At 57.4% G+C, this 21,282-nt stretch carries 35 protein-coding genes and 1 pseudogene; 5 read left to right on the plus strand and 31 right to left on the minus strand.

Features of this window, described 5'->3' with window-relative positions; all coding sequences use genetic code 11:
* Positions 1-4 precede the first annotated feature (4 nt).
* From C2U37_RS02615 to C2U37_RS02650, 8 genes are all read right to left on the minus strand, one after another.
* The gene (locus C2U37_RS02615; protein WP_104451780.1) at positions 5-490 is read right to left on the minus strand and encodes a phage terminase small subunit P27 family; all 486 of its coding nucleotides are present in this window, start codon (positions 488-490) and stop codon (positions 5-7) included.
* 95 nt (positions 491-585) lie between these two features.
* On the minus strand, positions 586-966 hold the full coding sequence (locus C2U37_RS02620; RefSeq protein WP_042881759.1) for an HNH endonuclease: 381 nt from the start codon (positions 964-966) through the stop codon (positions 586-588).
* A gap of 86 nt (positions 967-1,052) precedes the next feature.
* Entirely contained in the window at positions 1,053-1,571 is a 519-nt protein-coding gene (locus C2U37_RS02625; RefSeq protein ID WP_042881761.1) for a DUF2514 family protein, read from the minus strand.
* Entirely contained in the window at positions 1,568-2,086 is a 519-nt protein-coding gene (locus tag C2U37_RS02630; RefSeq protein WP_042881763.1) for a lysozyme, read from the minus strand. Before C2U37_RS02630 ends, C2U37_RS02625 begins: the two co-directional genes overlap by 4 nt.
* Positions 2,073-2,402 (minus strand): phage holin, lambda family, encoded by a 330-nt coding sequence (locus C2U37_RS02635; protein ID WP_232038119.1) that lies wholly within the window; start codon positions 2,400-2,402, stop codon positions 2,073-2,075. Before C2U37_RS02635 ends, C2U37_RS02630 begins: the two co-directional genes overlap by 14 nt.
* Positions 2,403-2,638: 236 nt before the next feature.
* A complete protein-coding gene (locus C2U37_RS02640; protein ID WP_042881766.1) occupies positions 2,639-3,706 on the minus strand; it encodes a DNA-methyltransferase in 1,068 nt (355 codons plus the stop codon).
* Entirely contained in the window at positions 3,618-3,836 is a 219-nt protein-coding gene (locus C2U37_RS25330) for a Com family DNA-binding transcriptional regulator (RefSeq protein WP_042881768.1), read from the minus strand. The genes C2U37_RS02640 and C2U37_RS25330 overlap by 89 nt, the downstream gene beginning before the upstream one ends.
* 477 nt (positions 3,837-4,313) lie before the next feature.
* The gene (locus tag C2U37_RS02650; protein ID WP_042881770.1) at positions 4,314-4,928 is read right to left on the minus strand and encodes a tetracycline resistance transcriptional repressor TetR(E); all 615 of its coding nucleotides are present in this window, start codon (positions 4,926-4,928) and stop codon (positions 4,314-4,316) included.
* An 80-nt stretch (positions 4,929-5,008) separates the two neighbouring features.
* Here C2U37_RS02650 and tet(E) point away from each other — a divergent pair, with 80 nt between their 5' ends.
* Positions 5,009-6,202, plus strand: a complete 1,194-nt coding sequence (tet(E), locus tag C2U37_RS02655) for a tetracycline efflux MFS transporter Tet(E) (protein WP_042881772.1) — start codon at positions 5,009-5,011, stop codon at positions 6,200-6,202.
* A gap of 90 nt (positions 6,203-6,292) precedes the next feature.
* Here the strand turns inward: tet(E) and C2U37_RS02660 are convergent, their stop codons facing one another.
* Entirely contained in the window at positions 6,293-6,931 is a 639-nt protein-coding gene (locus C2U37_RS02660; RefSeq protein ID WP_052224804.1) for an SOS response-associated peptidase, read from the minus strand.
* A 173-nt stretch (positions 6,932-7,104) separates the two neighbouring features.
* On the opposite strand from C2U37_RS02660, the gene umuD reads away from it, so the two are divergent.
* Entirely contained in the window at positions 7,105-7,524 is a 420-nt protein-coding gene (umuD, locus tag C2U37_RS02665; protein ID WP_042881774.1) for a translesion error-prone DNA polymerase V autoproteolytic subunit, read from the plus strand.
* Positions 7,525-7,526: 2 nt separating this feature from the next.
* Positions 7,527-8,801, plus strand: coding sequence for a translesion error-prone DNA polymerase V subunit UmuC (gene umuC / locus C2U37_RS02670; protein WP_042881776.1), 1,275 nt, complete (start codon positions 7,527-7,529; stop codon positions 8,799-8,801).
* Here the strand turns inward: umuC and C2U37_RS02675 are convergent.
* From C2U37_RS02675 to C2U37_RS25335, 20 genes and pseudogenes are all read right to left on the minus strand, one after another.
* The gene (locus C2U37_RS02675) at positions 8,773-9,126 is read right to left on the minus strand and encodes a hypothetical protein (RefSeq protein ID WP_174843546.1); all 354 of its coding nucleotides are present in this window, start codon (positions 9,124-9,126) and stop codon (positions 8,773-8,775) included. The two genes, umuC and C2U37_RS02675, sit on opposite strands and share 29 nt — an antisense overlap.
* 47 nt (positions 9,127-9,173) lie before the next feature.
* Positions 9,174-9,617 (minus strand): hypothetical protein, encoded by a 444-nt coding sequence (locus C2U37_RS02680; RefSeq protein ID WP_042881777.1) that lies wholly within the window; start codon positions 9,615-9,617, stop codon positions 9,174-9,176.
* A 36-nt stretch (positions 9,618-9,653) separates the two neighbouring features.
* A complete protein-coding gene (locus tag C2U37_RS02685) occupies positions 9,654-10,208 on the minus strand; it encodes a hypothetical protein (RefSeq protein ID WP_233768449.1) in 555 nt (184 codons plus the stop codon).
* 77 nt (positions 10,209-10,285) lie between these two features.
* On the minus strand, positions 10,286-11,185 hold the full coding sequence (locus C2U37_RS02690; protein WP_081999444.1) for a nucleotidyltransferase domain-containing protein: 900 nt from the start codon (positions 11,183-11,185) through the stop codon (positions 10,286-10,288).
* A 298-nt stretch (positions 11,186-11,483) separates the two neighbouring features.
* Entirely contained in the window at positions 11,484-12,104 is a 621-nt protein-coding gene (locus C2U37_RS02695; protein WP_052224805.1) for an antitermination protein Q, read from the minus strand.
* Complete coding sequence (locus C2U37_RS02700) at positions 12,104-12,457, minus strand: hypothetical protein (protein ID WP_042881781.1); 354 nt, start codon at positions 12,455-12,457, stop codon at positions 12,104-12,106. The genes C2U37_RS02695 and C2U37_RS02700 overlap by 1 nt, the downstream gene beginning before the upstream one ends.
* A complete protein-coding gene (locus C2U37_RS02705) occupies positions 12,454-13,443 on the minus strand; it encodes a DUF968 domain-containing protein (protein WP_042881783.1) in 990 nt (329 codons plus the stop codon). Before C2U37_RS02705 ends, C2U37_RS02700 begins: the two co-directional genes overlap by 4 nt.
* Positions 13,440-13,703, minus strand: a complete 264-nt coding sequence (locus C2U37_RS02710; protein WP_042881785.1) for a hypothetical protein — start codon at positions 13,701-13,703, stop codon at positions 13,440-13,442. The genes C2U37_RS02705 and C2U37_RS02710 overlap by 4 nt, the downstream gene beginning before the upstream one ends.
* Positions 13,687-13,905, minus strand: coding sequence for a DUF3283 family protein (locus C2U37_RS02715; RefSeq protein ID WP_042881787.1), 219 nt, complete (start codon positions 13,903-13,905; stop codon positions 13,687-13,689). The genes C2U37_RS02710 and C2U37_RS02715 overlap by 17 nt, the downstream gene beginning before the upstream one ends.
* Before the next feature lie 54 nt (positions 13,906-13,959).
* Positions 13,960-14,769 carry a BRO-N domain-containing protein gene (locus C2U37_RS02720; RefSeq protein ID WP_052224807.1) on the minus strand — a complete coding sequence of 270 codons (810 nt, stop codon included), beginning with the start codon at positions 14,767-14,769 and terminating at the stop codon, positions 13,960-13,962.
* 103 nt (positions 14,770-14,872) lie between these two features.
* The gene (locus C2U37_RS02725; protein ID WP_052224808.1) at positions 14,873-15,262 is read right to left on the minus strand and encodes a DUF4406 domain-containing protein; all 390 of its coding nucleotides are present in this window, start codon (positions 15,260-15,262) and stop codon (positions 14,873-14,875) included.
* A complete protein-coding gene (locus tag C2U37_RS02730) occupies positions 15,252-15,557 on the minus strand; it encodes a hypothetical protein (RefSeq protein ID WP_042881789.1) in 306 nt (101 codons plus the stop codon). The genes C2U37_RS02725 and C2U37_RS02730 overlap by 11 nt, the downstream gene beginning before the upstream one ends.
* Entirely contained in the window at positions 15,550-15,756 is a 207-nt protein-coding gene (locus C2U37_RS02735; RefSeq protein WP_130632540.1) for a hypothetical protein, read from the minus strand. The genes C2U37_RS02730 and C2U37_RS02735 overlap by 8 nt, the downstream gene beginning before the upstream one ends.
* Positions 15,753-15,983 carry a hypothetical protein gene (locus tag C2U37_RS02740; protein ID WP_231563222.1) on the minus strand — a complete coding sequence of 77 codons (231 nt, stop codon included), beginning with the start codon at positions 15,981-15,983 and terminating at the stop codon, positions 15,753-15,755. Before C2U37_RS02740 ends, C2U37_RS02735 begins: the two co-directional genes overlap by 4 nt.
* Positions 15,980-16,240, minus strand: coding sequence for a hypothetical protein (locus C2U37_RS02745; RefSeq protein ID WP_042881793.1), 261 nt, complete (start codon positions 16,238-16,240; stop codon positions 15,980-15,982). The genes C2U37_RS02740 and C2U37_RS02745 overlap by 4 nt, the downstream gene beginning before the upstream one ends.
* Complete coding sequence (locus C2U37_RS02750) at positions 16,240-16,725, minus strand: hypothetical protein (protein WP_081999445.1); 486 nt, start codon at positions 16,723-16,725, stop codon at positions 16,240-16,242. The genes C2U37_RS02745 and C2U37_RS02750 overlap by 1 nt, the downstream gene beginning before the upstream one ends.
* Complete coding sequence (locus C2U37_RS02755) at positions 16,703-17,761, minus strand: conserved phage C-terminal domain-containing protein (RefSeq protein WP_231563224.1); 1,059 nt, start codon at positions 17,759-17,761, stop codon at positions 16,703-16,705. Before C2U37_RS02755 ends, C2U37_RS02750 begins: the two co-directional genes overlap by 23 nt.
* A 52-nt stretch (positions 17,762-17,813) precedes the next feature.
* Positions 17,814-17,957, minus strand: coding sequence for a hypothetical protein (locus C2U37_RS24525; protein WP_154109895.1), 144 nt, complete (start codon positions 17,955-17,957; stop codon positions 17,814-17,816).
* Positions 17,950-18,609, minus strand: coding sequence for a Rha family transcriptional regulator (locus tag C2U37_RS24980; RefSeq protein ID WP_231563225.1), 660 nt, complete (start codon positions 18,607-18,609; stop codon positions 17,950-17,952). Before C2U37_RS24980 ends, C2U37_RS24525 begins: the two co-directional genes overlap by 8 nt.
* Positions 18,610-18,651: 42 nt before the next feature.
* Positions 18,652-19,236, minus strand: a pseudogene (locus C2U37_RS25335) (ash family protein); the annotation flags it as partial.
* Between the two features lie 134 nt (positions 19,237-19,370).
* On the opposite strand from C2U37_RS25335, the gene C2U37_RS02765 reads away from it, so the two are divergent.
* The gene (locus C2U37_RS02765) at positions 19,371-19,628 is read left to right on the plus strand and encodes a hypothetical protein (protein ID WP_042881797.1); all 258 of its coding nucleotides are present in this window, start codon (positions 19,371-19,373) and stop codon (positions 19,626-19,628) included.
* Positions 19,629-19,646: 18 nt separating this feature from the next.
* Here C2U37_RS02765 and C2U37_RS02770 read toward each other — a convergent pair whose 3' ends face one another.
* Together C2U37_RS02770 and C2U37_RS02775 are read right to left on the minus strand one after the other, a co-directional pair.
* Entirely contained in the window at positions 19,647-20,102 is a 456-nt protein-coding gene (locus C2U37_RS02770; protein WP_231563226.1) for a phage regulatory CII family protein, read from the minus strand.
* Between the two features lie 82 nt (positions 20,103-20,184).
* Positions 20,185-20,403 (minus strand): hypothetical protein, encoded by a 219-nt coding sequence (locus C2U37_RS02775; protein ID WP_042881802.1) that lies wholly within the window; start codon positions 20,401-20,403, stop codon positions 20,185-20,187.
* Between the two features lie 236 nt (positions 20,404-20,639).
* Here C2U37_RS02775 and C2U37_RS02780 point away from each other — a divergent pair, with 236 nt between their 5' ends.
* Positions 20,640-21,203, plus strand: a complete 564-nt coding sequence (locus C2U37_RS02780) for a LexA family protein (protein ID WP_042881803.1) — start codon at positions 20,640-20,642, stop codon at positions 21,201-21,203.
* Positions 21,204-21,282 lie beyond the last annotated feature (79 nt).

Genomic DNA, 21,282 nt, shown 5'->3' on the forward strand with positions numbered 1-21,282 from the left:
ATCCCTACAAAGCAGCGAACGGGTTGCCGCCTCCCTTCTTCTTGTTGCCGCCGATCAGGCGCGAGCGGCTGGAAGGGTCCAGCCCGAGCAGGGCCCCGTATGTGGTCATTTGCTTGAGTGATTCGTTGGCGACGGTACAGGCCGGATTCTTGACTGGACCACCAGTGGCCCCTTCAACCACCAGGCCGTGCTTGGTGATCTCAATCTCGGCTCTGCGCCAGCGGGAGTAAGCGGCGCAGAACGCCTCCAGGTTGTGCAGATCGGTGATGCACAGCACCTCGGCGGCGCACAGTTCTTTGATGACCATATCCCACAGCGTGGGAGCCCATGGATCCTCTGCCAGCCACTCAGGGCAGGCTACCCCGATGAGAGGGGTGAAGGTGGGTTCGTCTTTATTCAGTGCCCGCTTGCCGGCATTGCCCCCCAGGCGCTTCAGTGCGGTCGGCTTGGGCTTTCTGCCGCGCCCGGGCACGGCAGCTGCACCGGCCATCGCGCCCTCCATTTAAATTTTTAATTTCGCGGGTATAAAAATTTCGCGGGGCGGAGCAGTGGTGAGGTCGAAAGGTTGGGAGGAATTGATCCCCCCTACCCCCTCGGCAGCCCCGTCCGGCGTGCAGCCAGCGCCTCTGCTCGCGTCTTGCTGGCATGGCAAGGGTCGCAGATTGCCTGCAGGTTGCGCTCATCATCGGTACCGCCAGCGGCTTTGTTGGCGATGTGATCGACTTGAGTCGCTGGTGTCACAATGCCCAAGGCAAGGCACACCTGGCACAGGTAGCTATCCCTCACCAGGATCCGCTTGCGCAGCTTGCGCCATGCCCAGTCATAGCCGCGAACATCGGCACTGACCTTGGCCACCTTCTTCCATCCATCCAGCAAGTGCACGTGGGCAGGGCAGTAGCCGTGGCGCTCTGTCGTCAGCTGATGACAGGTGCGCTCTCGGCACACCTTTGGGACTCGTAGTGGCATGGTGATTACCTGATGGGTGCCGCACCGGCACACATAAACGCGGGACGACCCGCCTGATTGGAGAGTGACCCGGTGCGGCGATTCGGTTACTGCTTCGCACTCAGGGAGAGGTAGGCGCTTTCGCAGGCCAGGCCCGATGCTCGAGCTCGGTCATAAGCTGCTGCCAACTCTCCCGCTCGCGCATCAGCCCGGCTGAGCAGCTCGGCGAGCACCACGGCGGGCTGTCCATTTGTCGAGCCTGGCTGGGCAGTTGCGGGATGGCTGGTGCACTGACTTGCTCGCTCTGCCAATCGGCGGGCTTGCTCGTGCACCCCAGCAGCAACAGCGCTGGCAGCAGCAGCGTCAGCCTCAGCCCGAGCAATCTGTTGTTCGGCATGTTGTCTCACCTCATCAATGCTGGTTTGGCGACGGCGCTCTTCCTCACGCGCCAGCTCCAGTGCGGTAGCCTTGGCATCGACCAGCTCCTTAGCCTGTGCGTTCCACTTCAATTCCCAAGCGGTGTCGGTGACGCTGACCCCATGGCGATAGGCTCCCCACAGGCAGCCCAGTACGGTAGCGATAGTCAGCAGGTAGGGTATGGCGCGGCGGAATAGTTCTGGGTTCATGCTGCAGCCACCCCCTTCTTGATGGCTGTAGCTCCATCCATGCCCCTGAACAGGCATTCCTCTGCCACACGCCGGCGGGTCAACCCGCGCATCACCTTGCCGTCATTCTTGTTCCACTTACGGAATTCCAGTGCTGCGCCTTCATGGTCACCGGCATTCAGCTTGTACAACAGCGTGGAGTCACCCAATCCTTCGGCAAGCGTATCGGCATCGATGTCTGAACCGACGTTGTAGGCGAATGACACCAGCGCATCGAACTGGCCTTGGGTCAGTGGCACCTTGACCAGAGACAGCACATCACGTTCAAAGCGGCGTAGATCCTCAATGAATGCCGCATCTGCCTGTGCTTGCGTCCAGACCAAACCAGGCTTTACCTCCGGCCCGGTGTGGCCCCAGCCAATGGTCCAGGGTTCCCCATTCTTACTGCCGGGGTCCGGGTAAGCCTTGAGCTTGCAGGTCTCGAAGTAGTGCGTGACGCTGATGCAATGCGGCGATGCCCGCTCAATCCTGACCATTGCCGAACCTCCGATCCAGCCAGCGGCTGGCCACATCGCGGATCTTCTCAACGCCAAGGAAGCCGATGAACCCGCCGACAAAGCCTGAAGCGGTGGCCGGGATGCCAATCATGTCCATCCCTGACATAACGGACAGCGAGATGGCACCACACAGTACCGACTCAAGCAGACGCTGCCGAACGGCTCCACCGGTGTAAGTCACCCGCAGCCAGGAGATCACCACTGACAGGGTGAAGCCATACAGGGCGGGCCAGTGAGTGTCGGCCCACGCCAGCAGCCAGGCCAACAGACCAAGGTCTTTATCAGGCATCTTCATACCCACCACCCCGCAGGGCCTCTGAAATGAAAAAACCCCGGCAAGGCCGAGGTTTGGAAGGGGAAATAAAAAAGGACCGAACCCTTTCGGGTGCAGTCCTCCATCGTTGATATTCAAGTTAGCAAATAGTGTCAGGAGGGTAAAGCTGCATCGTAAGATGGCATAATGATCTACTGCTAACTCTATGGCCCAGCAAGAAAAATAACATCCCCGCTGGTCCCTGCTAGCCGTTGCGGTTAGACCTTCTCCCCCTTTTCTACCGCCGTTTCCATTTCAGCACATGTCTGCCGATACCTGGGTTCTTCCAGCTCCACGCCAAGGAAGCGTCGGCCCAACTTGATAGCGGCCTTGCCCGTGGAGCCAGACCCCATAAAGAAGTCTGCTACCACATCCCCTGGGCGACTACTGGTCCGGATGATGTGCTCCATCATGGCCAGTGGCTTCTCACATGGGTGTTTCCCTGGGTAGGCCTGCACCGATGGGTACAACCACACATCGGTGAACGGCACTTCCTGGGTGACAGAGAACGGTCGGCGCAACAGCTCATACTCCGCTCGCAACTCATCATAGGATGCCACCAAGTGGCTATAGGTCTGATGCAACCCCTGATAGGTTTCGCTCAGCCCTGCATAATCCTTCCCAAGCGCCCTGCCCCGCTCGGCAAACAACACCTGCAACTGGGAATACTGCTCTCGGCTCGGTAATTGCCACTGGCTGGCGCCGAACCAGTGGCCGGCCATCTTGGTGCCAGTTACCAGGTTGATATCCGCAGCACTGACACCAGCCATCTCCCGGGCGTGACGGAAATACTCGATGAGCGGCGCAAAAACCTGACGGCGCAGATCATGGCATGCCTTCGCATAACCTGACCCTACCTTAGCACTCCCCTCTGCCCCTACCTGCTCGGCGAAGATGATCCGTTCGCTTGCCGGCCAGAACGCCCGCATATCGGCCTTTCGCATCCGGTTCCATACCCCTGACGGTTTGGCCCACACGATATGGTTCAACACCCGGAAGCGATCCCGGATCAGCATCTCCACATCTGCATTCATCCGCGGTGAGCAGAACAGGTACACAGAACCATTTGGCTTGAGTACCCGCCGGAACTCCACCAAGAAGGCATCGAGCCAGGCTAGGAACTCGACACCATTCTCCCACTGGTTGTCCCATACCTCCTGCTTCACTCCGAAATAGGGCGGGTCCGTCGCAATCAGATCAACACTTGCCGCCGGCAGCGTCTTGATAAACTTCAGCGAGTCCGCGTTCACCAGCCGCACCCACCCGTCCTGTAATTGTCTTTCCATCACGACCTCCTAGCAGGAGCTCAGAGGCACTCGCATTGTTGATGACCTTGCATCGGGGACACTTAATGTCGATCTGTCCCACAAAATTCGCCAATTTTCGGCCGCACTGGCCGCATCGTAATTCGTACATATGATCAGGGATCCTCAAGCGTGATAAGCTCACCCCGCTCTGCAGAGCAATGGTGGCCTTGGCTTAGCCCGTGACCTCATTCATGTGGCTAGGTGATCTGGTGGCGTTGCAAGCACCACCAGGTCGCCACCATCTCTCAGGCAACAAAAAAGCCCGCCACATTGCTGTGCGGGCTTAGTTTCGAACCAATGAAAAAGGACCATTCCCGTTAGGGAACAGTCCTCTATCATTGGGATTTATCCTACAAAAAATTGCAGCACTTAGTCAACTGAGCTCTTGAGCGAACTTAGAAAACATTCCTTCCAATACATGGTCATTACAAGGTAATATCACAATAGAACTTCCATTATGGAAAACGCTAATAACGCCAGATAAAATAGAATAATCTATAAATTGATAAACACCAATCTACCCCCATTTACAACGGTTTGAATGAATATCACCACGACATTATATTCATTCATTATCCTTAGTAATTTAATCCTGTTTTTTTTCATCCAACTGCGCTGAGAACCCACTTATTAAAGATTTCAATCCAAAGTTAAAAGCCATTTCAGCAGTGGTTCTCGTCTGAACATTAAGTGCCTCTTGTAATAATGGTGGCACAGCGTCCATCGCTGTATTGTATTCTGTTGAATTTGTGGCTTGCTCTTCCAATACTGCACCAAGCGTAAAATGGCTGATAGATTGCAGAATGAAAAGAGCCTCCTCGACCGAAAACCCTGCATCGCATAGACAGCGTAGTTGCGCCTCTGCTTGTTCAAACTGGGGGGGTGTAGGAGAGGTCCCTATATGCAATCGGGCTCCATCACGATGGACCAGCAATGCTTTACGGAAACTCAGAGCATTTTCCTGAAGAAACTGTTGCCAACTCTCAGTCGGTAACGGTACTGAACGGGTGTGATGCTTCGCCAGTATTGCCTCTGAAAGCATATTCATAAGGGTCTGCTTATTGCGCACGTGCCAATACAGTGTCGGTTGCTCAATTTTGAGCGACTGCGCCAACTTACGCGTCGTCAAGCCCTCTAGCCCTTCTCTGTCCAGCAGGGTGAGCGCCATTGAAATTACGTCGTCCAAGCTTAGTCGTGCCATCACGATCTCCTTTTGCTGTTGACAATCTATCACCGATAGAGTTAATTTTCAATCCCTATCACAGATAGAGAACGTTAACAATGAACCGCACTGTAATGATGGCACTGGTCATTATTTTTTTAGATGCTATGGGGATTGGCATAATTATGCCTGTCTTGCCGGCGTTATTACGAGAGTTTGTTGGAAAGGCTAGTGTTGCAGAGCACTATGGTGTTTTATTGGCGCTGTATGCAATGATGCAAGTGATTTTTGCCCCTCTTCTCGGCCGCTGGTCAGATCGTATAGGTCGTCGCCCTGTACTATTACTTTCACTTTTAGGCGCAACCCTGGACTACGCATTAATGGCAACAGCCCGCGTAGTGTGGGTGTTGTATCTGGGACGCTTAATTGCGGGTATTACCGGTGCGACTGGAGCTGTTGCAGCATCAACAATTGCCGATGTTACACCTGAGGAATCCAGGACACATTGGTTTGGTATGATGGGAGCCTGTTTTGGTGGCGGTATGATTGCTGGACCAGTCATTGGTGGTTTTACCGGTCAACTTTCAGTGCAGGCACCGTTTATGTTCGCTGCTGTTATTAACGGGCTGGTATTTCTGGTCTCCCTATTAATTTTACATGAGACCCATAATGCCAATCAGGTTAGTGATGAGATAAAGAATGAAACAATCAATGAAACCACATCCTCCATACGCGAGATGATCTCCCCATTATCGGGATTGCTAGTTGTTTTTTTCATCATTCAATTGATTGGCCAAATCCCTGCAACATTATGGGTTTTATTCGGAGAAGAGCGCTTCGCATGGGATGGCGTAATGGTCGGTGTTTCATTGGCTGTGTTTGGGCTTACACACGCACTGTTTCAAGGACTTGCTGCTGGTTTTATCGCTAAACATTTGGGAGAACAGAAAGCTATCGTGGTTGGCATCTTGGCTGATGGCTGTGGCCTACTTTTATTGGCAGTCATTACTCAAAGCTGGATGGTTTGGCCGGTTGTACTGTTACTCGCTTGTGGTGGCATAACTCTTCCCGCTTTGCAGGGAATTATATCTGTTCGTGTCGGTCAGGTAGCACAGGGACAATTGCAAGGGTTGCTGACCAGTTTGACTCACCTTACGGGTGTAATCGGTCCACTTATTTTTGCATTTTTGTATAGTGCAACCCACGAATCTTGGAATGGTTGGGTGTGGATAGTTGGCTGCGGATTGTATGTAGTGGCACTGACTATACTGAGGTTTTTCTATCCCAGCCGGCTCCCCACAGCGAAGTGCTGATGCAGGTGATAGACAAGATTCTCTGCACGACACCACTCAGCAATCACACTTTGGTGTTGAGTGGCTAGGCGTAACATCGCAGAGTTGTCGTTAGCCTCCACGTAGGAGTGACATCGGCGTCCCGACCAGCCGCTCAGTGACCAGCTGCACCAGGTAGGTTTGCGCCAACTCCGGCTCACGGCAACCCAACCAGGTGTCGTAGTCATCTGGCGACACAATGACCAGGCTCCGCTTCTCGTCTCCTGGCTTGTGCATTCGCCGCAACAGTGGGTGCATGTCAGCATTGATTGTGAGCTGGGAGAAGCTAAAGGTGTAGCCCTGCTCCTCCGGCCATGCCCGCCAGATGCCGGCAACCGCGAAAGGCGTGCCAGCGGCCATGCTGATCCGCCAACGCTCGGCCTTGCCACTCTCGTAACAGGGCTCGAAGAAGCCGGTCATGGGCACCAGACAGAGATGCCCCTGCTGCCAGGCGCGGCGGTACGTCGGCTTTTCACCCACCGTCTCGGCCCTAGCGTTCATCGTGGCGTAGTGCTTGCCGCCGGGCTGCACCTTCCTCTTCGGCACCAACCCATAGCTGGCGACCAGAGCCTGCCGCCGACCGTCTCGCTGGATCAGGATCGGGGCCTGATAGTCTTGCCACACCTCCCCTTTCCATTCGAACCCAGGGTCATCGACCCCGAAGTATTCCACCAGCACTGCCTTTGTCGGCGGGATGTAGTTGATGCACATGAGCTGCGCCCCATTGCGTGTAGTGGTCGAGGCCTGCTGGCCGACCTATGCCCAGCATAATCCGTCACGGCGCGCCCCGCCCTGCCCTGCCCTGCCAAGACCCGATCGCCAACCGATGATCTTTCCGGATCCCTCAGTTAGAATGACTGTATGTTCATACAGTGACTTTTGCCATGATCCCCCATGCCACCGATGCACCTATCATAGAGCTCCCTTTATTCCTCACCCCTGCCGCCTGCGGGTTCCCCTCCCCGGCTCAGGACTATGTGGAACAGACCATCGACCTCAACCAGCACTGTGTCTCCCACCCGGCGGCCACCTTCTACGTGAAAGCCAGTGGTCACAGCATGGTGGAAGAAGGTATCAACGACGGCGACATGCTGGTCATCGACCGCGCCATCACCGCCCGCCACGGTGATATCGTGCTGGCCTGCCTGGATGGCGAGTTCACCGTCAAGAAGCTGCAGGTGCAGCCCGTCCCCGCCCTGCTGCCGGGTAACCCAGATTTTCCGCCGATCTACCCGCAAGAAGGCCAGGAGCTGGATATCTTCGGCGTCGTCACCTTCGTCCTGCACAAAACCCGGCGAGGGTAGCCATGCCAACCGCCATTGCACTGGTCGACGTGAACAACTTCTACGCCTCCTGCGAGCGGCTGTTTCGCCCCGACCTCAAGGGGGTACCGATCGTCGTGCTCTCCAACAACGATGGCTGTGTGGTAGCCCGCTCTGCAGAGGCCAAGCGGTTGGGGATCAAGATGGGGGTGCCCTACTTCCAGATCCGCGAGCGCTATGAGGAGCAGGGCGGTACCTGGTTCAGCTCCAACTACGCCCTCTACGGCGACATGTCGAACCGGGTGATGACGACCCTGGAGAGCATGGCGCCAACAGTCGAGGTCTACAGCATCGATGAAGCGTTTATCGAGCTCGGGGAATTTTGGGCCGGCGACTTGATGGAATATGGCCGCCAGATCCGCCAACGGGTGCAGCAGTGGACCGGCCTCACCGTGGGAGTCGGCATTGCACCGACCAAGACCCTGGCCAAGCTCGCCAACTACGCCGCCAAGAAGTGGCCGGCTACCGGTGGCGTCGTTGATCTGCGTGATGAAGAGCGCCGCGCCAAGCTGATGGCCATCACCCCGGTCGATGAAATCTGGGGGATCGGCCGCCAGCTCACCGCCAAGCTGACGGCCCAGGGCATCACCACCGTAGCTGGCCTGGTGGCGGCCGACCCCAAGAGCCTGCGCAGCCGGTATGGCGTCGTCGTCGAGCGCACCGTGCAAGAGCTGCGGGGGATCCCCTGCGCCGACTTGGAGCCCCTGGCCCCGACTAAACAGCAGATCATCTGTAGTAGGAGCTTCGGGGCGCGCATCACCCAAATCGGCCCCATGCGTGAGGCCCTGGCTGGCTACATGGAGCGGGCCGCCGAAAAGCTACGGGCCGAAGGTCAACGTTGCCGCCATGTGACCCTGTTTATCCGCAGCAGCCCCTTTTCGGAGCGAGAGACCTACTACAGCAACCAGATCGCCACCCGGTTATCCACCCCAACAGCCGACACCCGCGAACTGCTCGCCCAGATCGAACCGCTACTGCGCCGGATCTGGCGGGATGATATCCGCTATATGAAGGGCGGCGTCATACTGGCCGACTTCACCCCCATGAGCATGCAGCAAGGAGACCTGTTCGCCGCGGAGCAGCAATCCCCCCGCAGCGAAGCACTCATGCAAGTCATCGACAAGATCAACCAAGGGCGGTTGGGGAAGGTCTACTTCGCGGCTAGGGGGATAGACCGCTCGGAGTGGATGATGAAAAGGGAGCAGCTAAGCCCCCGCTACACCACCTGCATCAGCGAGCTCCCCGCGGTGAAGGCATGAGTTTGACCAGCTTGGTCAACTGTTGATGGATAGACGCCGACTTTGGCGCCGGCGGCAACTTCTGGGGCCTTGGCGGAACTTCGGGATGGATGCAGAACACCTTGATAAAGATCCGTTTAGGAGCTCTCCCCTTCTCCTTCAGCCCTCCTCGGACTTCGGCAACCAGCTCCACACTATCCAGCCGGCGCAAGTAGATCATTAGCTGGCCTGCCTGGCCACTGGGGATCTCAAACACTTCGGCGATGTCATAAAGATCGAAGAAATCCCCATGAAGCAGCCCCCAACCCGCCATCTTCAGGGCGGGTGCTTTCAATACGCTATCCATGCGTTGTAGCCCCATCCTCGCTCTTGCAGTTCAGTACCAACCCCAGCTCAGCTCGGTACTTGCTCCAGACTCACAGTTCTACCTTGCTGACCTTCGAAGGTGGCCGCCAACTCAACTGCCTTCTCATGACTGAACCCTCTGGCATCGCGAATTTCTGTTGATGCGCGAGACTTGCCATCTCGACTCAGGCTTGAAATATAGAGGGGGCCGATCGGTAGTCCCTCATCCTTGAGGCGAACAATCCAACTACCAGGAGCAGCCTTCATAGGAATAGGCAGTTCCTCATGTTGCAACTTCCCGCTTTCATCGCGCACGATGGCAACTGCAACCGCATATCCGGGCCCCCGACGGTTTGCCGACGCCCATGCCTTTGCCGCAGTCTCGTACAGCAGGGCAGCTGCCGGATCCCAGAGGTAATTGCTTGGTGATGCTGTGGTCAGGTACCCACTTTCAATCTCACTGTAAACTGCATATCCAATGCGTTCAGACATAATTGCTCCTATTATTTCACCGGCAGCAGCATCTTATTATTTGCTCAGATCGCGCTCGGCCTGCTCATATGTTGCATACAGTTTTACAACTTTACTGAATAATTTCATTCCACCTTTCGTCGCTCTGTCAGTCCAATAGTGCCCCTCAAGCTCCTCAACTGGTGAACCATGAATCTCAAGAGCAAAAGAACCGTGGTGAATTTCACTCCTTACACCCTGCAGCTCGATTTTTGGTTCGTTCCTATATACTCCCACAAGCTTGAATAAATCTTCATCCTCTTGTTGCTCAATGCTATGCGCAACAAGAACTGATCGAGATTCCTTCGTCATCAATCTCAGGCTTAGATTTGTTAAAGACTGTCGAACAACCGCGTATCCATAAATTGGATCAATTCCTTTTCCAGTTTCAGGGTTAATCCAACTACTTTTAAGCTCAACCTTCCATGTCCCTCGTAAATCTGGACGTTTAACGTACCAGCCTTTAAATATTTTCCACGACCAAAGATATTTATTAAAAAGGGTGACAAGTAGTGTAATAACACCGACAACAGTTCCAAAAGGCTTAACAAAATCAGCACTTAGCACAGGCATCCCCTGTATCCAAAGAGCTATCAACCAAACTGCGATTGTGAGACCAATGAATGAAGATATATGAAGTCTAGTGAGCATTATTTGTACCCTATGTAATCCCAAGCATCACTCAGAAACTGATGCGCACCCTGTCTAGTCCAAGGTTGAGAACCTCTGAATAAATATTTAAGCTCGCTAACCTCACCCCATTCTAAACATTTCTCATCAGTAATTGTGTTATTGTATAGCTCAGCAAGAACAGCACGAACCATTTGCATATAAGTCAAATAATTAAAACAGGGGCTTGAAGCATTAAAAACTAGGCACTCGATCAGAAAGCTAGGAGCACGTTTTGCTGATTCAATTCCATTGCCGGCCATTTCATTCGACAGTGTCTTAATAATCCTGACAACGCGTTTATACCTTCTGGATGTAGAATCGTTCTTTGACACACCATTAATATAATGCTGTTCCGGCCAATTTCTTATAATAGATGGCTTTCCATCATCAGGGCGCATTTCTACACCAGATAAATACCTAGTGGAAGATATGTATCTCCTATGTTCGAAGAAAGCAGCTACGTCAGACTCCACCCGATAAGTATTTTCTTTTATGTCGAAAGATTTGCTGCCTCTAGATACGGACGCCCGACCAAATCTAGCTACTAGAGCTTCTTCGAGCTCATTTTTGAAAGCGAAATAAGTATAGGTTCCATCGCTAAAACTTTTACTCAGCTCAGCTTTGACGTTATCATCAGGATATTCTGGAAAAAAGGTGTCATAACAGACCACACCAATATCAACATCACTATCTTTTCGTACATTTACTCGATTTCTGTAAGAGCCCTGAGTAAATACCTTTATATCTCGACTTTGCAGCTTAGGGCTACTTTGAATTGCTTGTCTGATTTGTCGTTCTGCATTTTCTGCCCTCGCTTGCTCAGTCTCGCTTGGACCTCTAGCCCATGTTGAAAAGACTGACTCCCAATCCCTATTCATACTGAATCCTTTCGTAATGGTGCGTAGCGACTCATCGATTATTCGTTGGTATGCCCGCATAGGCACCTGATCTAAGTTTAAGTTTCGAGTCTATCCGACTGACTACGTTACGAAAAGGGATACTAATGAGTTTCTTGTCAGACATTTATCGTCGACAAGCAGACGATCACCTAGGCAGTCGTCCGGATACTGATATCTGCCAACTTGGGTATCATCGCCAAGATAAAACCAGAGTTGGCCATGCCCACTATCGAGTACTCATAAAACAGCAGCAGGGCCAATGGCCCCGCTTATCAAATCACGCTGCAGTCACTCGGTTGTAGAGTGCCGCTACCTCGCTCTCCTGCACATGACACCAGGCCAGCACCGCTTGATAGAGCGGGTACCACTGCCGCTCCCACTCACCGCGGCTCAGCGTGCCCAGCAGCGGCTCGATAGCACGTCGGATCTGCGCGCCAGGAATGGGGCGCAAGCCGGTGCCACCACAGCGGGGGCAAGGCTTGTCGATGGACTTGCCGTGTAACCGGGACGCCTCCATGTCACGCACGTTCCCCCTCCCCTTGCACTGGCAAGCTGCCCCTGGCGTATCTGCGGTGCGGCAGTAGTGCTGCACTGACACCGCAGCGATCGCCTTCAGCGCCATCCCCTGGCCACGTGTCTTGATGCTCCCCACATACCTAGGTGCCAGCTTGCTACACTCCGCCATCACCCCGATCACGGCCTTATGATGGCTGGCCTTGTCCTTGGTGTAGCGAGCCATCATCAGCGCCAACCCCACCCCTTCATACTTCTGCACCAACCCCAACGCCCCCAGCACATCGGCCTGAGTCAGGTGAGAAGGACCAGTGGAGCGGGACTGGATAGCCTGGATCATCGCCGAGCGGGGTTCCCCTATCGATAGCGCATATTCGAGTCGCATCAGAATGCCTCCAGTGACCAGTGGGCGCCATGGCGCTGTACCCCGACGAAGGTGAACATCCAGTGCTGCTTGGCGGCCACCTTGATCTTCACCCGGGCATCATCCTCCCAGAACCCCTTCACCTCGTGCAGCTCGATCAGCCCATCCCGGCGCACCACCATGAAATCCGGGGTGTAGAAGGTCTTGTCGGCCAACCGCAGCTTGAGCGGCTCAAACTCGTAGTGCAGCACCTCGCCCGCCAGCATCAGCATGCGCAGGTGGCCAGCATAGGCCTCCTCGGTCTTGTTCATGGATCCCGGTACCGGCTGCGGGCGGGCCCGCGCCTTGACCCCACTTCCACTATATGGCGTCATCCAAACACTCCCAGGCCGGCGGCCTTGTTCAACGTCATCACGACGTGCTCCAGCTGGCTGCCGTGGGTCTGCTCCCACTGCTGCCAGCCCTTGTTGTGCAATTCCATGTGTGCCTGGTGGCAGAGCGGAAAGGTCATCAGATCATGGGTCTTGCTGCCCATCACGCTGAGCCCGTGCCCCACCACATGGTGCGCCTCGATGCCCTCGGTCTCCCCGGTCACCACGCACGGCAACTGGCGGACGAACGCCAGATAGTTGGCCGACTCCCAGCGCCGCATCTTGGGGCGGGGGATATGCAGCATCGGCGGCTCCGGGTCGATGGCCTTCACCGCTGGCTTGATGCGCACCCGGCCGCGCAGCTCGGCCAGCGGATCCTGCTCCAGCAGTTCGGTGCGATTCACCGGATAGCGGGCATCCGTCTCGCGATAGCCACGTCCGGGGCGCAGCACCCGCTCCGGCTCGAGAGCTGACAAGCGGCAGGCATGGCGTACCACCTCGATGGGTAGCAGACCCAGCACCTTGAACACGCTGGCCCACCAGCAGAGATCCCGCGCCTGCAACTGGGCAAGGGCAACCCCACACCAACCCGCCACCCGGGTCAGCAGAGCCCGGGCGATCGCCGCGGCATGCTCACCCTGGTTGAACGGCAGCTGACCATCCCGGTATTCGTTGTCGTGGTGCCAACACAGGGGGAGCGGCAGGCCCCCCATCTCAGTGGTCACCGACTCCCCAATGCAGCCATGACCGATCAGGCACTGGCCCAGGCTGCGCAAGGCCAGCTCGCCGCCGGCGGCGTTGACGATGGAAGGGTTGAGAAGGGCACTGGCCAGCTCTGGGAACTGAGCCAGCAGGTCGCCGCCTTCGGGGGCTGGGACCAGTACCGCCGGGCGGTTGGCCAGGGAGGTGCGCAGTGCAGCCAGCCCCTCCCCCACCTTCAGCAGCACCATCCCCATCTCTGGCACAAAGACCGGATGGGTCGGCATCATCCCAGCTTCTCCACCATCTCGAGCTTGTCGAGCAGCGGGCCCAGGCGGGCAAGCAACTGATAGCTGGCGGTACGACGTAGGGCGATTGATTCAGACGCGATAACTCGGCGGGCGGCCTCGGCGGCGGTCATGCCCGGGCAGGCGGTGTCGATAGAACGGAACAGCTCGGCGCTGGCATTGATGGCGGCCCCGGCCGGGTTGCTGGCCTGCTGCTGCAGGTGCTGCACTCTGGCCGCGCTGCGGCTAGTAAACTTGCTCATGTGATCCCTTTACCTCACGGTAGTGGTTCAGCCGATCGCGAAAATACTCCTGGTGCTCCACGGGCTGATTGATGATTGCCCTGGCAACATCCTCTCGGGTCGCCAGGTTGCGGCGGCACTGCCAAACCAGCAAAGCCGCCTGCTTATCCAACTCTATCCGCTGACGCTTCTGATCAGGTAGCCGCGCCAGATTGAATGTCATGGCCAGCGCTCACTCCCCCTCTCAGCCCCTGCTTGAAGGCGTTCAGTATGTGGATCACGCCGCCACCTTCCCCAGCCCGACCTTGGCCAGCAGCTCGGCGAACCGGCTCTGGTACCAGTGCGGCTGCGTCTCGCGTTGGCAGCGCGGATCCACGATGTTCTTGCCGTACAGCAGCCCCTTGGGCGTGATCGCCCAGAATTCTTTCTGCCTAACCGGTGACTTGGTGGAAGGGCGGCGCATCTTGGTCAGCAACCCGTTCGACTCGAGCAGGGCGTTGAAGTAGCGCACCCCCATGCTCACCCCGTGCTGTTTCAGCCCCTCGGTGGCCGAGAAGGTCGGCCGCGAACTGCCATCGGTGGCATCGCTCGGCGCATCGATGGCGTAAGAGGGCAGCAGGTTCGGCAACCCATGCTGGCGCTGAATGGTCTGCAGCATGCCCAGCTTGCCGGAGTTGCTCACGTTCAGCATCCTGGCCGCCGTCTCGACGAACAGCAGCTCGACCTGTACCGCCTCCACGTTGATGACCGGGGTCTGGCCGATCGCGTACTGCCCCGTCTTGCGGATACTGGGCAGCACCTCACCGGTAACCCACTGCTTGAACCCCTTGGCCGCGGGCAACTTGCTGCCGAAGATCAAGGCATAGACCCCGCTCTCGCACAGGAAGCTGACCTCCTGCATCCCGCTGGTCGTCGGGGTGTCGCGTTTCACGACATCCCCCTCATCCACATGGCGCTTCACCGCATCCCGCGCATTGCTGTAGCCCAGCGCCTTACACACATCGACGGCACAGAACAGCACGCGCCCATCCTCCTGGATCAGGCGCACCTTGCCAAACTCCACACTGTCGAAACTTAACACCTGCATGTCACTCTCCCGATTGTCATGTCCTTGGTATAGCCCCAAAAGATACTGTTTATTTATACAGCCATCAATCACCGTTTGTTAGGTTCTCACTGCGGGATATGACCTACACCATCAACGGCAGATGCTGCCTGACCAGCAACCCCAGCGGGATCTCCTCGATGTCCAACTGCAGCAGCACCAGGCCGAAGGCGTGCGCCCGAGTGAACTCCTGCCGTGCCCCGCGGCTCTGCTGCCAGCCTGGCAGAAACGCCACCGCCTCACACTCCATCAGCATGGGGATGGCGATCCGCATATAGGCATCATGCTCCCAACCATCCGGCAGCACAGCGGGGTTCATCACCCTGGCCCCCTGCCCCTGTAGATAGGCTTCCGCCGCGTAGAACGCCGGCCGGTTAAACTGCGGCAAGCCGGTCATCGGCCCCGCGATATACACCTTCACCCCGGCCAGGTCGATCAGTCCCTGTTCGTTCAGTTCCTTCGGCTTAACGGTCATGATGGGCCTCCTCGGCCAGATCGCGGTTGATTCGGTTCAGTGTCACCAGCACCAGCTTGGCGACCGCCACCAGCAGGGTGCCAATCCAGACAAGCACCAGCAGCAGGGCTCGAAAAGGGGCCAGCAGTGACCGTGCAACAAAGCATGGGAACATGATCAGCACCCAGCCCCCCAACACAGCCCAGACCACCGGGGCCCCCAGCAACTGCCAACTCACGCCACCCTGGTAGGGCACATGGGCCAGAACAAACAACACCACAAACACATACATCAGCAGGAAGAAGGCCTTAACCATGACTGGCCTCCTTGGTCTTCGCCGCCAGCTCGGAGAGCTCACGGCAGGCTGACACCAGCCGCGGCTCGTCGATGGCAGGATCCGGCTCATGATCCGAGTCCCCTTCTTCATGGAGCAGGCGCCAGACCTCTACCGCCACCAATGCCAGCAGCAACAGCCAACTGCAGATCAACACCCCATACGTCATGTTTATACTCATCCTTTCCTCCCCCTCCCGGTGGTGGCTTGATGGGCTGCCCTGCTCATGGCAGTCCCGACGATCACGCCTATCTCGATGCTCCAGGCACTAAACCCGATATCGTGGATCACCCACATCCCGATCGACACACAGATGCCGGCCTCCTGCGCCTTCACCAACTCCTCGATGCCCAGCAGCGGGGCATCCCAATCCCGGGTCGGGGTGTGCTGGGCGTAGTAGTGCATCATGCCCCTACCCTCACCAGCTCCACCGCCTTACCCCGGATCCGCGCTGCTTCCACCCGCGCCTCCTCGGCCCCATCCCACACCAGGTAATACCCGGCACTGGTGGCAGCATCGGTCATGCCCAGGGTGTCCAGCGAGTTCGACACCTCCAGGTGCACCCGTTCCCCCACCCAGCCCCGCACCGGCGGATAGATGACCACCCGGCAGAACTTCGCCTCACGCACATCGCGCTCGACGTTCGCGTTGAATTGACCAGCCATCACCGAATCCTCCCCGTGATCGTCACACCCTCACTGCGCAGCTCTGCCAGCAGTTGCTGTAACTCGGCCTGCACCGCTGCATCGGTAACCTGGCGGTCACGCACATAGACCCGGGCCTCCGCTTGCATCTCGCAGGCACGGATGGAGATCTGGCGACCAGCCGGGGCACACTTCGGTACCGGATTGCGCTGCAAGATGGCGGCTTTGACCTCGGCCGGGCGCGGGGCAAACTGGCGGCTGGTATCGCCGGCCAGCTCCAGCACCGCTTCGGTGATCTGGTCAGGGGTCAATCCGCTCAACTGAAGACCCCACGCCATCGCCACCCCGCGAACGTTGCTGTCGAGCTGGTTGGCACTGGCAGGCCAGAGGCCGGCCATCAGCGGCAGCAGCTCATCGGCAAGAAATACCGACATGTTGACGCTCAGTTGCATGACTTCAGGCACGGCAGGCAGAGCAGATGAATTACAGAGGTGTGTTGCGGTCATAGCCGGCCCCTCCCGTTGCGGCCATGATGGCCTGGGCCTGCTGCTGGGCCTGCGCAAGATTGGACAAGGGGCGCTTGCGCTCAAAGCCCTCCCACTCCCCATTCACGCAACGCGGACGCCCAACCTGCTCCCAGCGCCGGGCCGCGGCGAGATACCCCGGGAACTTCTGCGGGGCATACACCGTCATCGGGCGCAGGTACTCAGCCATCTTCAGGTCGGCTGCCCAGTGGGTGCTCTTGAACTCGGCCACCAGCATCAGGTCAGCAACGCTGTGACCCTCTGCAAGCCGGGCGTTGATGTTCTGCAGAGCGGTTGGCTTGGCCTGATAACGGCGGTCGGTAACCGAGTTGAAGTGTGCCAGCACGGCCTTGGCATCAACGCTGACGGCCAGCGAGGCGGTGCCCTTCCGGTCTCGTTCGGTTTCGTCAGAAACCGGACAAGAGATCTGTTTAAGATCCTCTGTAGTTTCCTCTTCTTTTACTTCTTGTTCTGTTGTCGCGACGGTCGGGGCCCCGATGGGCGAGACAGTGGGCGCCCCATCACCACCATTCAAGGCCACGCCAGACAAGGGATTGGGCGGGACACTCGGCACCCCGGTCGGTACCCCGATGGGCACCCCATATGTCGCGCCCTCAAACTGCTCTGTTGAAAACGATTCGCAATTGGTTGCCACCGGCTGCACCGCAGCCTGATAGTCGTCGTAGTGGCAAACCTCGATGATGGTCCCCCAGGGGGTACCACGCAGCTCGATCATCCCCTCCTTGGCGAACCAGGCCAGCATGCGCTCGGTGCCTTTCTTGTCGAGCCCCCTGCCCCGCTCATCACGAAGCTGCATACCCAGCTCGGTGGCGCTGATCACCAACTGGCCACGCAGCAGATGCCAGTCACGCCCCTTGTAGTGCACCGGACCAGCCTCATAGGCTGCCATGCCAATCAACCGCATCCAGGCCGCCAGCTTGGTGGCATTGCGAGCCCACTCTGCCTGTAGCAACGAACGCCAGCACACCACATAACCACTGCGCCGGTTGTCACTCATGCTGCAACCTCGTTGCGTTGGGGCGGCCACCGGGGCCGCCAGTCTGACCACCTCACCCATGACCCACCTCCAATCGCTGCAGTTGGGAAAATACCGCCTTGGCTTGCGCCGGGCTGATGGGCAGGGCCACCCCCATCACCACCAGCTGATAACCGTTCACCCACTTCAAATAGAGCAACACCTTGGGCTTATTCATGGCGCCCCCCGGAGCAGTGAAGGCCGCCAGTCGAAGCAGAGCGCACGCCGCAAGCCTGGGCACGGGGGAACACCGGCGGCCGGGTCGCCGCCAGCGCCTCAGTCATCGTCAGCTCGCAGCCGCTGTGCTTGGCAATCGTTTGTACCGACCAGCAAGCCAGGTGCACCCGATCGTGCAAAGAGACCGCCAGCGGCGAACCCAGCGCCTTGAGCCCCGGATAAAGCTGCTCGTCCCAGGCCTGCCGGATCACTGCCAGATGTTGCAGGGTGGCCGACACCGCATCACGCAGGTGTGCCTGATCGAGCTGGGCGAGGTAGTCAGGGAAGCGGAGCCGCTGCTCCATGGCATTGAAGGCCCCGATATAGGCCTCCTTGAACTCGGCGGCACGGCGGCCGGTAAAGCCCATCGCCACGAAGAAGAAGCCATCGCGGGTCAGCAGGTAGCAGGGTAGAGAGCGGCCGGTAGGGTCGTCATAAGCACTGACCGTAAAATTGCGGGCAGTGAATTCAAGGGAACATTCGAGAGAGCGGATCTTGCGGATCACGTCGTCGTGACGTTTGCCAAAGTAGGCAGCAAGATCGAGGGACGTGGTGACGGCCTGGCCGTCGATCACCCGAACAACGGGTGTAAGGGGGGTAGGGACAGTAGCCATGATGGCAGCCTCTATGGTCGATAGAATGTCACTACCGACCTGAGGTTCCAATCTCATGGTGGTAGCCCGGATGGGGTTGGAACTACCGGCGACCATAGAGAGAACCGGCCAGCCCGAAGGCTGCCCCACCCGAGCCACCATAACGCTGCAGATGCCGAACGCCGGGTAGGCGAGCAGCACCCAAGTAAATGGGGGTCGAGTGCCGACAAAAAACCACGCAAGAGCGTGGGTCGGCTCTACAGTCAGTTTCGGGGTTCCAATCCCGGCTGCGGATTTTGCCGCAGCACCCACAGTATAGCGATGGTTTGCCCACAGATTCAATCTGTAAGCAAATGAAAGGAGATGGCCCTGCACAGTTTGAAGATCCACTGCTGAACGTTCTAGGGAAGCTTGAGAAATTGATAGTGGCTGCCTACGCTCAACGGGTATCCAGATTAGGGTCTGGGATACGATTGGTTTAACGTTCACTTGGCCCCGGCTGTCATGACAGTTCGGGGCCTTTTCTTGTCGAACCCCGCTAACTGCAGCCTGTGGACATCGATACAGGCACAAGTCTGTGACTTGCCCTCTTCCCGCTGATTTCGTATGCTTTTTCATGTTCTCATCTCCGCACGATGACTGAACCATGGCCCCGGCTGTTGACGCAGCGCGGGGCCGCTCCTTTGTTGGTGCCCTTCACGCCGGGCCGCGACCTGTATGAGTCAGGCTCTCTTCCGTGCTATGGTCGTGTTGCTCAATCCACCACCAGCACAGGAGCTGCTATGTCAACCGATCACGATGATTCCGTCTTCCCGGTCGCCAGCTGGACTATCGGCCCACTGCCGTCCTACAACTGCGTCCTCTTCAAACCGAACTATCTGTCTTCCCCGATGCAACCGGTTGAGGAAGCACACCAAGGCCATCGCTTTGTCCTGACGCCAGAGCAAGCCGTAGAGCTTGCCAATTCACTGTTGCGATCAGTCCAGACGCTTGAAACACTCTCTGCTCAAGGCGCTCCAGATCACGAGCGTTTACAGTGAATGGCAGTCGCTGTTGCATCATGACTTCACTCCTTGGGCTGTAACCGGTAGTGGCCGCACATTGGCGCCGGTGCTGCTGATCAGTCCCAGCACATGCTCCGCGGCCTGGGTGCCGATGCGCTCGATTTGCCCCTGCTCTATCCTGTCGATCACCCCATCCGCCCGGGCGTCGTGAATGGCCTGCATCAGCTTGCCGAACACCGCCTGCGCCAGCAGCACCTGCTCCACCAGGTCATCGTCACTGACCACCCCAACTGGCAGATCCACTAGCACCTTTCCGCGGCTCACCGCCCAGGCTTCGAGGATGGCGTTGTCACCGGTGATCTCGGTGACGGCGACCGCCTCGGCCAGGGTGAGATGGCGGTCATCGCAATCCGGGTTGAGCTTCTTGCAAAACTCCGCCGGCTTGCGCCCCATCAGTCGCGCCAGTTCGCTGGCGTTGAAGCGGTGGCCAATGCTATAAGCCGCAGCCATCACGTCCGATGACCGGAAAACCGCTCTGACTTTTGCCGTGGTGTCATTCCGTTGCTCTGTCATAGTGATTCCTAACGGTTGGTTATAATTGCCCGGTGAATGCTGATACAATCGCCCGCCCTTCGTCAGTCAGAGGCAATTCAGCGAGCTCAGATTGGCTCAAACCTTGCTGCTTGAGCTTGGCCACCCAGGTGCTTGGCACCTTGCCACGCCTGAAAGCGTTGCTGACGCCCTCCGGGGTGATGCCGAGTGCAGCCGCGATGGCACTCTTGGTACCGAATCGAGTTAACAGGGTATGCATGGCGTCCTCTGGCGTTTTACACACACAAAATCATAACTCTTGGTTAGTAAAATGCGCAAGAGGTTAAAGTTAGGTCAAATTGACAAACAATAACTGGACGTTAGGAAATGGATGAGAAACAAACACCAATGGCGCGTTATGAAGCCGACAAAATGGCATTCTCGCAGCGACTCAATGCCGCTCTCGATGAAATGGGCTGGCCCGTTAGAGGCCGAATAGTTCGGCTTAAGCGCACGTTGCGAGAAGATCTGTCTGAGGTCTCGGTAGGGAAATGGCTGAAAGGTGAGGGGCTGCCAGAGGTCAAACGGCTGGGAGAGCTCTCGCGCATCACCGGCAAGAGCGTGCAGTGGTTGCTGACTGGCACCGATACGAGCGACGGCAATGTCGAACCACAGCCTTTCCCTGTCTACCAGGTTCCCCTGATCTCTTGGGTCAGCGCCGGTGAGTTCAAAGACTGCGGCGATATCCCAACCCTGGAAGAGGCAGAAGAGATCACCATCAGCCCAGTTCGCGTCAGCACCCGGGCCTATGCCGTACGGGTGAAGGGCGACTCCATGGTGGCCCCCATGGGGGGCAAGTCATACCCTGACGGCACCATCATCATCGTGGATCCTGAGGTGGAGCCCGCCCCGGGCAAGAAGGTGATCGCCCGCTACGGCAGCGACATGACCTTCAAAGAGCTGGTGATGGATTCCGGTTCCTGGTGGTTAAAGCCTCTCAACCCGCAATACCCCCTGCTGCCGGTCAATGAGGATGTGCAGATATGCGCCGTGCTAGTCTGCTCGGTGATGGTGGAGTGAAGCCAACCCGCAATCGGGTTATGAATCTGCATCGCGATTCGCAATCAGCTGTCTCTTGAGCATGTCGAACTCCTGCGAT

It is taken from the genome of Aeromonas sp. ASNIH1, from assembly GCF_002934285.1.
Lineage (GTDB): Bacteria > Pseudomonadota > Gammaproteobacteria > Enterobacterales > Aeromonadaceae > Aeromonas > Aeromonas caviae.

Coding starts and splice junctions, on each gene's coding strand:
- C2U37_RS02615 (WP_104451780.1), bottom strand. CDS start 490: ATGGCCGGTGCAGCTGCCGTGCCCGGGCGCGGCAGAAAGCCCAAGCCG.
- C2U37_RS02620 (WP_042881759.1), bottom strand. CDS start 966: ATGCCACTACGAGTCCCAAAGGTGTGCCGAGAGCGCACCTGTCATCAG.
- C2U37_RS02625 (WP_042881761.1), bottom strand. CDS start 1,571: ATGAACCCAGAACTATTCCGCCGCGCCATACCCTACCTGCTGACTATC.
- C2U37_RS02630 (WP_042881763.1), bottom strand. CDS start 2,086: ATGGTCAGGATTGAGCGGGCATCGCCGCATTGCATCAGCGTCACGCAC.
- C2U37_RS02635 (WP_232038119.1), bottom strand. CDS start 2,402: ATGAAGATGCCTGATAAAGACCTTGGTCTGTTGGCCTGGCTGCTGGCG.
- C2U37_RS02640 (WP_042881766.1), bottom strand. CDS start 3,706: ATGGAAAGACAATTACAGGACGGGTGGGTGCGGCTGGTGAACGCGGAC.
- C2U37_RS25330 (WP_042881768.1), bottom strand. CDS start 3,836: ATGTACGAATTACGATGCGGCCAGTGCGGCCGAAAATTGGCGAATTTT.
- C2U37_RS02650 (WP_042881770.1), bottom strand. CDS start 4,928: ATGGCACGACTAAGCTTGGACGACGTAATTTCAATGGCGCTCACCCTG.
- C2U37_RS02660 (WP_052224804.1), bottom strand. CDS start 6,931: ATGTGCATCAACTACATCCCGCCGACAAAGGCAGTGCTGGTGGAATAC.
- umuD (WP_042881774.1), top strand. CDS start 7,105: ATGATCCCCCATGCCACCGATGCACCTATCATAGAGCTCCCTTTATTC.
- umuC (WP_042881776.1), top strand. CDS start 7,527: ATGCCAACCGCCATTGCACTGGTCGACGTGAACAACTTCTACGCCTCC.
- C2U37_RS02675 (WP_174843546.1), bottom strand. CDS start 9,126: ATGGATAGCGTATTGAAAGCACCCGCCCTGAAGATGGCGGGTTGGGGG.
- C2U37_RS02680 (WP_042881777.1), bottom strand. CDS start 9,617: ATGTCTGAACGCATTGGATATGCAGTTTACAGTGAGATTGAAAGTGGG.
- C2U37_RS02685 (WP_233768449.1), bottom strand. CDS start 10,208: ATGCCTGTGCTAAGTGCTGATTTTGTTAAGCCTTTTGGAACTGTTGTC.
- C2U37_RS02690 (WP_081999444.1), bottom strand. CDS start 11,185: ATGAATAGGGATTGGGAGTCAGTCTTTTCAACATGGGCTAGAGGTCCA.
- C2U37_RS02695 (WP_052224805.1), bottom strand. CDS start 12,104: ATGCGACTCGAATATGCGCTATCGATAGGGGAACCCCGCTCGGCGATG.
- C2U37_RS02700 (WP_042881781.1), bottom strand. CDS start 12,457: ATGACGCCATATAGTGGAAGTGGGGTCAAGGCGCGGGCCCGCCCGCAG.
- C2U37_RS02705 (WP_042881783.1), bottom strand. CDS start 13,443: ATGATGCCGACCCATCCGGTCTTTGTGCCAGAGATGGGGATGGTGCTG.
- C2U37_RS02710 (WP_042881785.1), bottom strand. CDS start 13,703: ATGAGCAAGTTTACTAGCCGCAGCGCGGCCAGAGTGCAGCACCTGCAG.
- C2U37_RS02715 (WP_042881787.1), bottom strand. CDS start 13,905: ATGACATTCAATCTGGCGCGGCTACCTGATCAGAAGCGTCAGCGGATA.
- C2U37_RS02720 (WP_052224807.1), bottom strand. CDS start 14,769: ATGCAGGTGTTAAGTTTCGACAGTGTGGAGTTTGGCAAGGTGCGCCTG.
- C2U37_RS02725 (WP_052224808.1), bottom strand. CDS start 15,262: ATGACCGTTAAGCCGAAGGAACTGAACGAACAGGGACTGATCGACCTG.
- C2U37_RS02730 (WP_042881789.1), bottom strand. CDS start 15,557: ATGGTTAAGGCCTTCTTCCTGCTGATGTATGTGTTTGTGGTGTTGTTT.
- C2U37_RS02735 (WP_130632540.1), bottom strand. CDS start 15,756: ATGAGTATAAACATGACGTATGGGGTGTTGATCTGCAGTTGGCTGTTG.
- C2U37_RS02740 (WP_231563222.1), bottom strand. CDS start 15,983: ATGATGCACTACTACGCCCAGCACACCCCGACCCGGGATTGGGATGCC.
- C2U37_RS02745 (WP_042881793.1), bottom strand. CDS start 16,240: ATGGCTGGTCAATTCAACGCGAACGTCGAGCGCGATGTGCGTGAGGCG.
- C2U37_RS02750 (WP_081999445.1), bottom strand. CDS start 16,725: ATGACCGCAACACACCTCTGTAATTCATCTGCTCTGCCTGCCGTGCCT.
- C2U37_RS02755 (WP_231563224.1), bottom strand. CDS start 17,761: ATGAGTGACAACCGGCGCAGTGGTTATGTGGTGTGCTGGCGTTCGTTG.
- C2U37_RS24525 (WP_154109895.1), bottom strand. CDS start 17,957: ATGAATAAGCCCAAGGTGTTGCTCTATTTGAAGTGGGTGAACGGTTAT.
- C2U37_RS24980 (WP_231563225.1), bottom strand. CDS start 18,609: ATGGCTACTGTCCCTACCCCCCTTACACCCGTTGTTCGGGTGATCGAC.
- C2U37_RS02765 (WP_042881797.1), top strand. CDS start 19,371: ATGTCAACCGATCACGATGATTCCGTCTTCCCGGTCGCCAGCTGGACT.
- C2U37_RS02770 (WP_231563226.1), bottom strand. CDS start 20,102: ATGGCTGCGGCTTATAGCATTGGCCACCGCTTCAACGCCAGCGAACTG.
- C2U37_RS02775 (WP_042881802.1), bottom strand. CDS start 20,403: ATGCATACCCTGTTAACTCGATTCGGTACCAAGAGTGCCATCGCGGCT.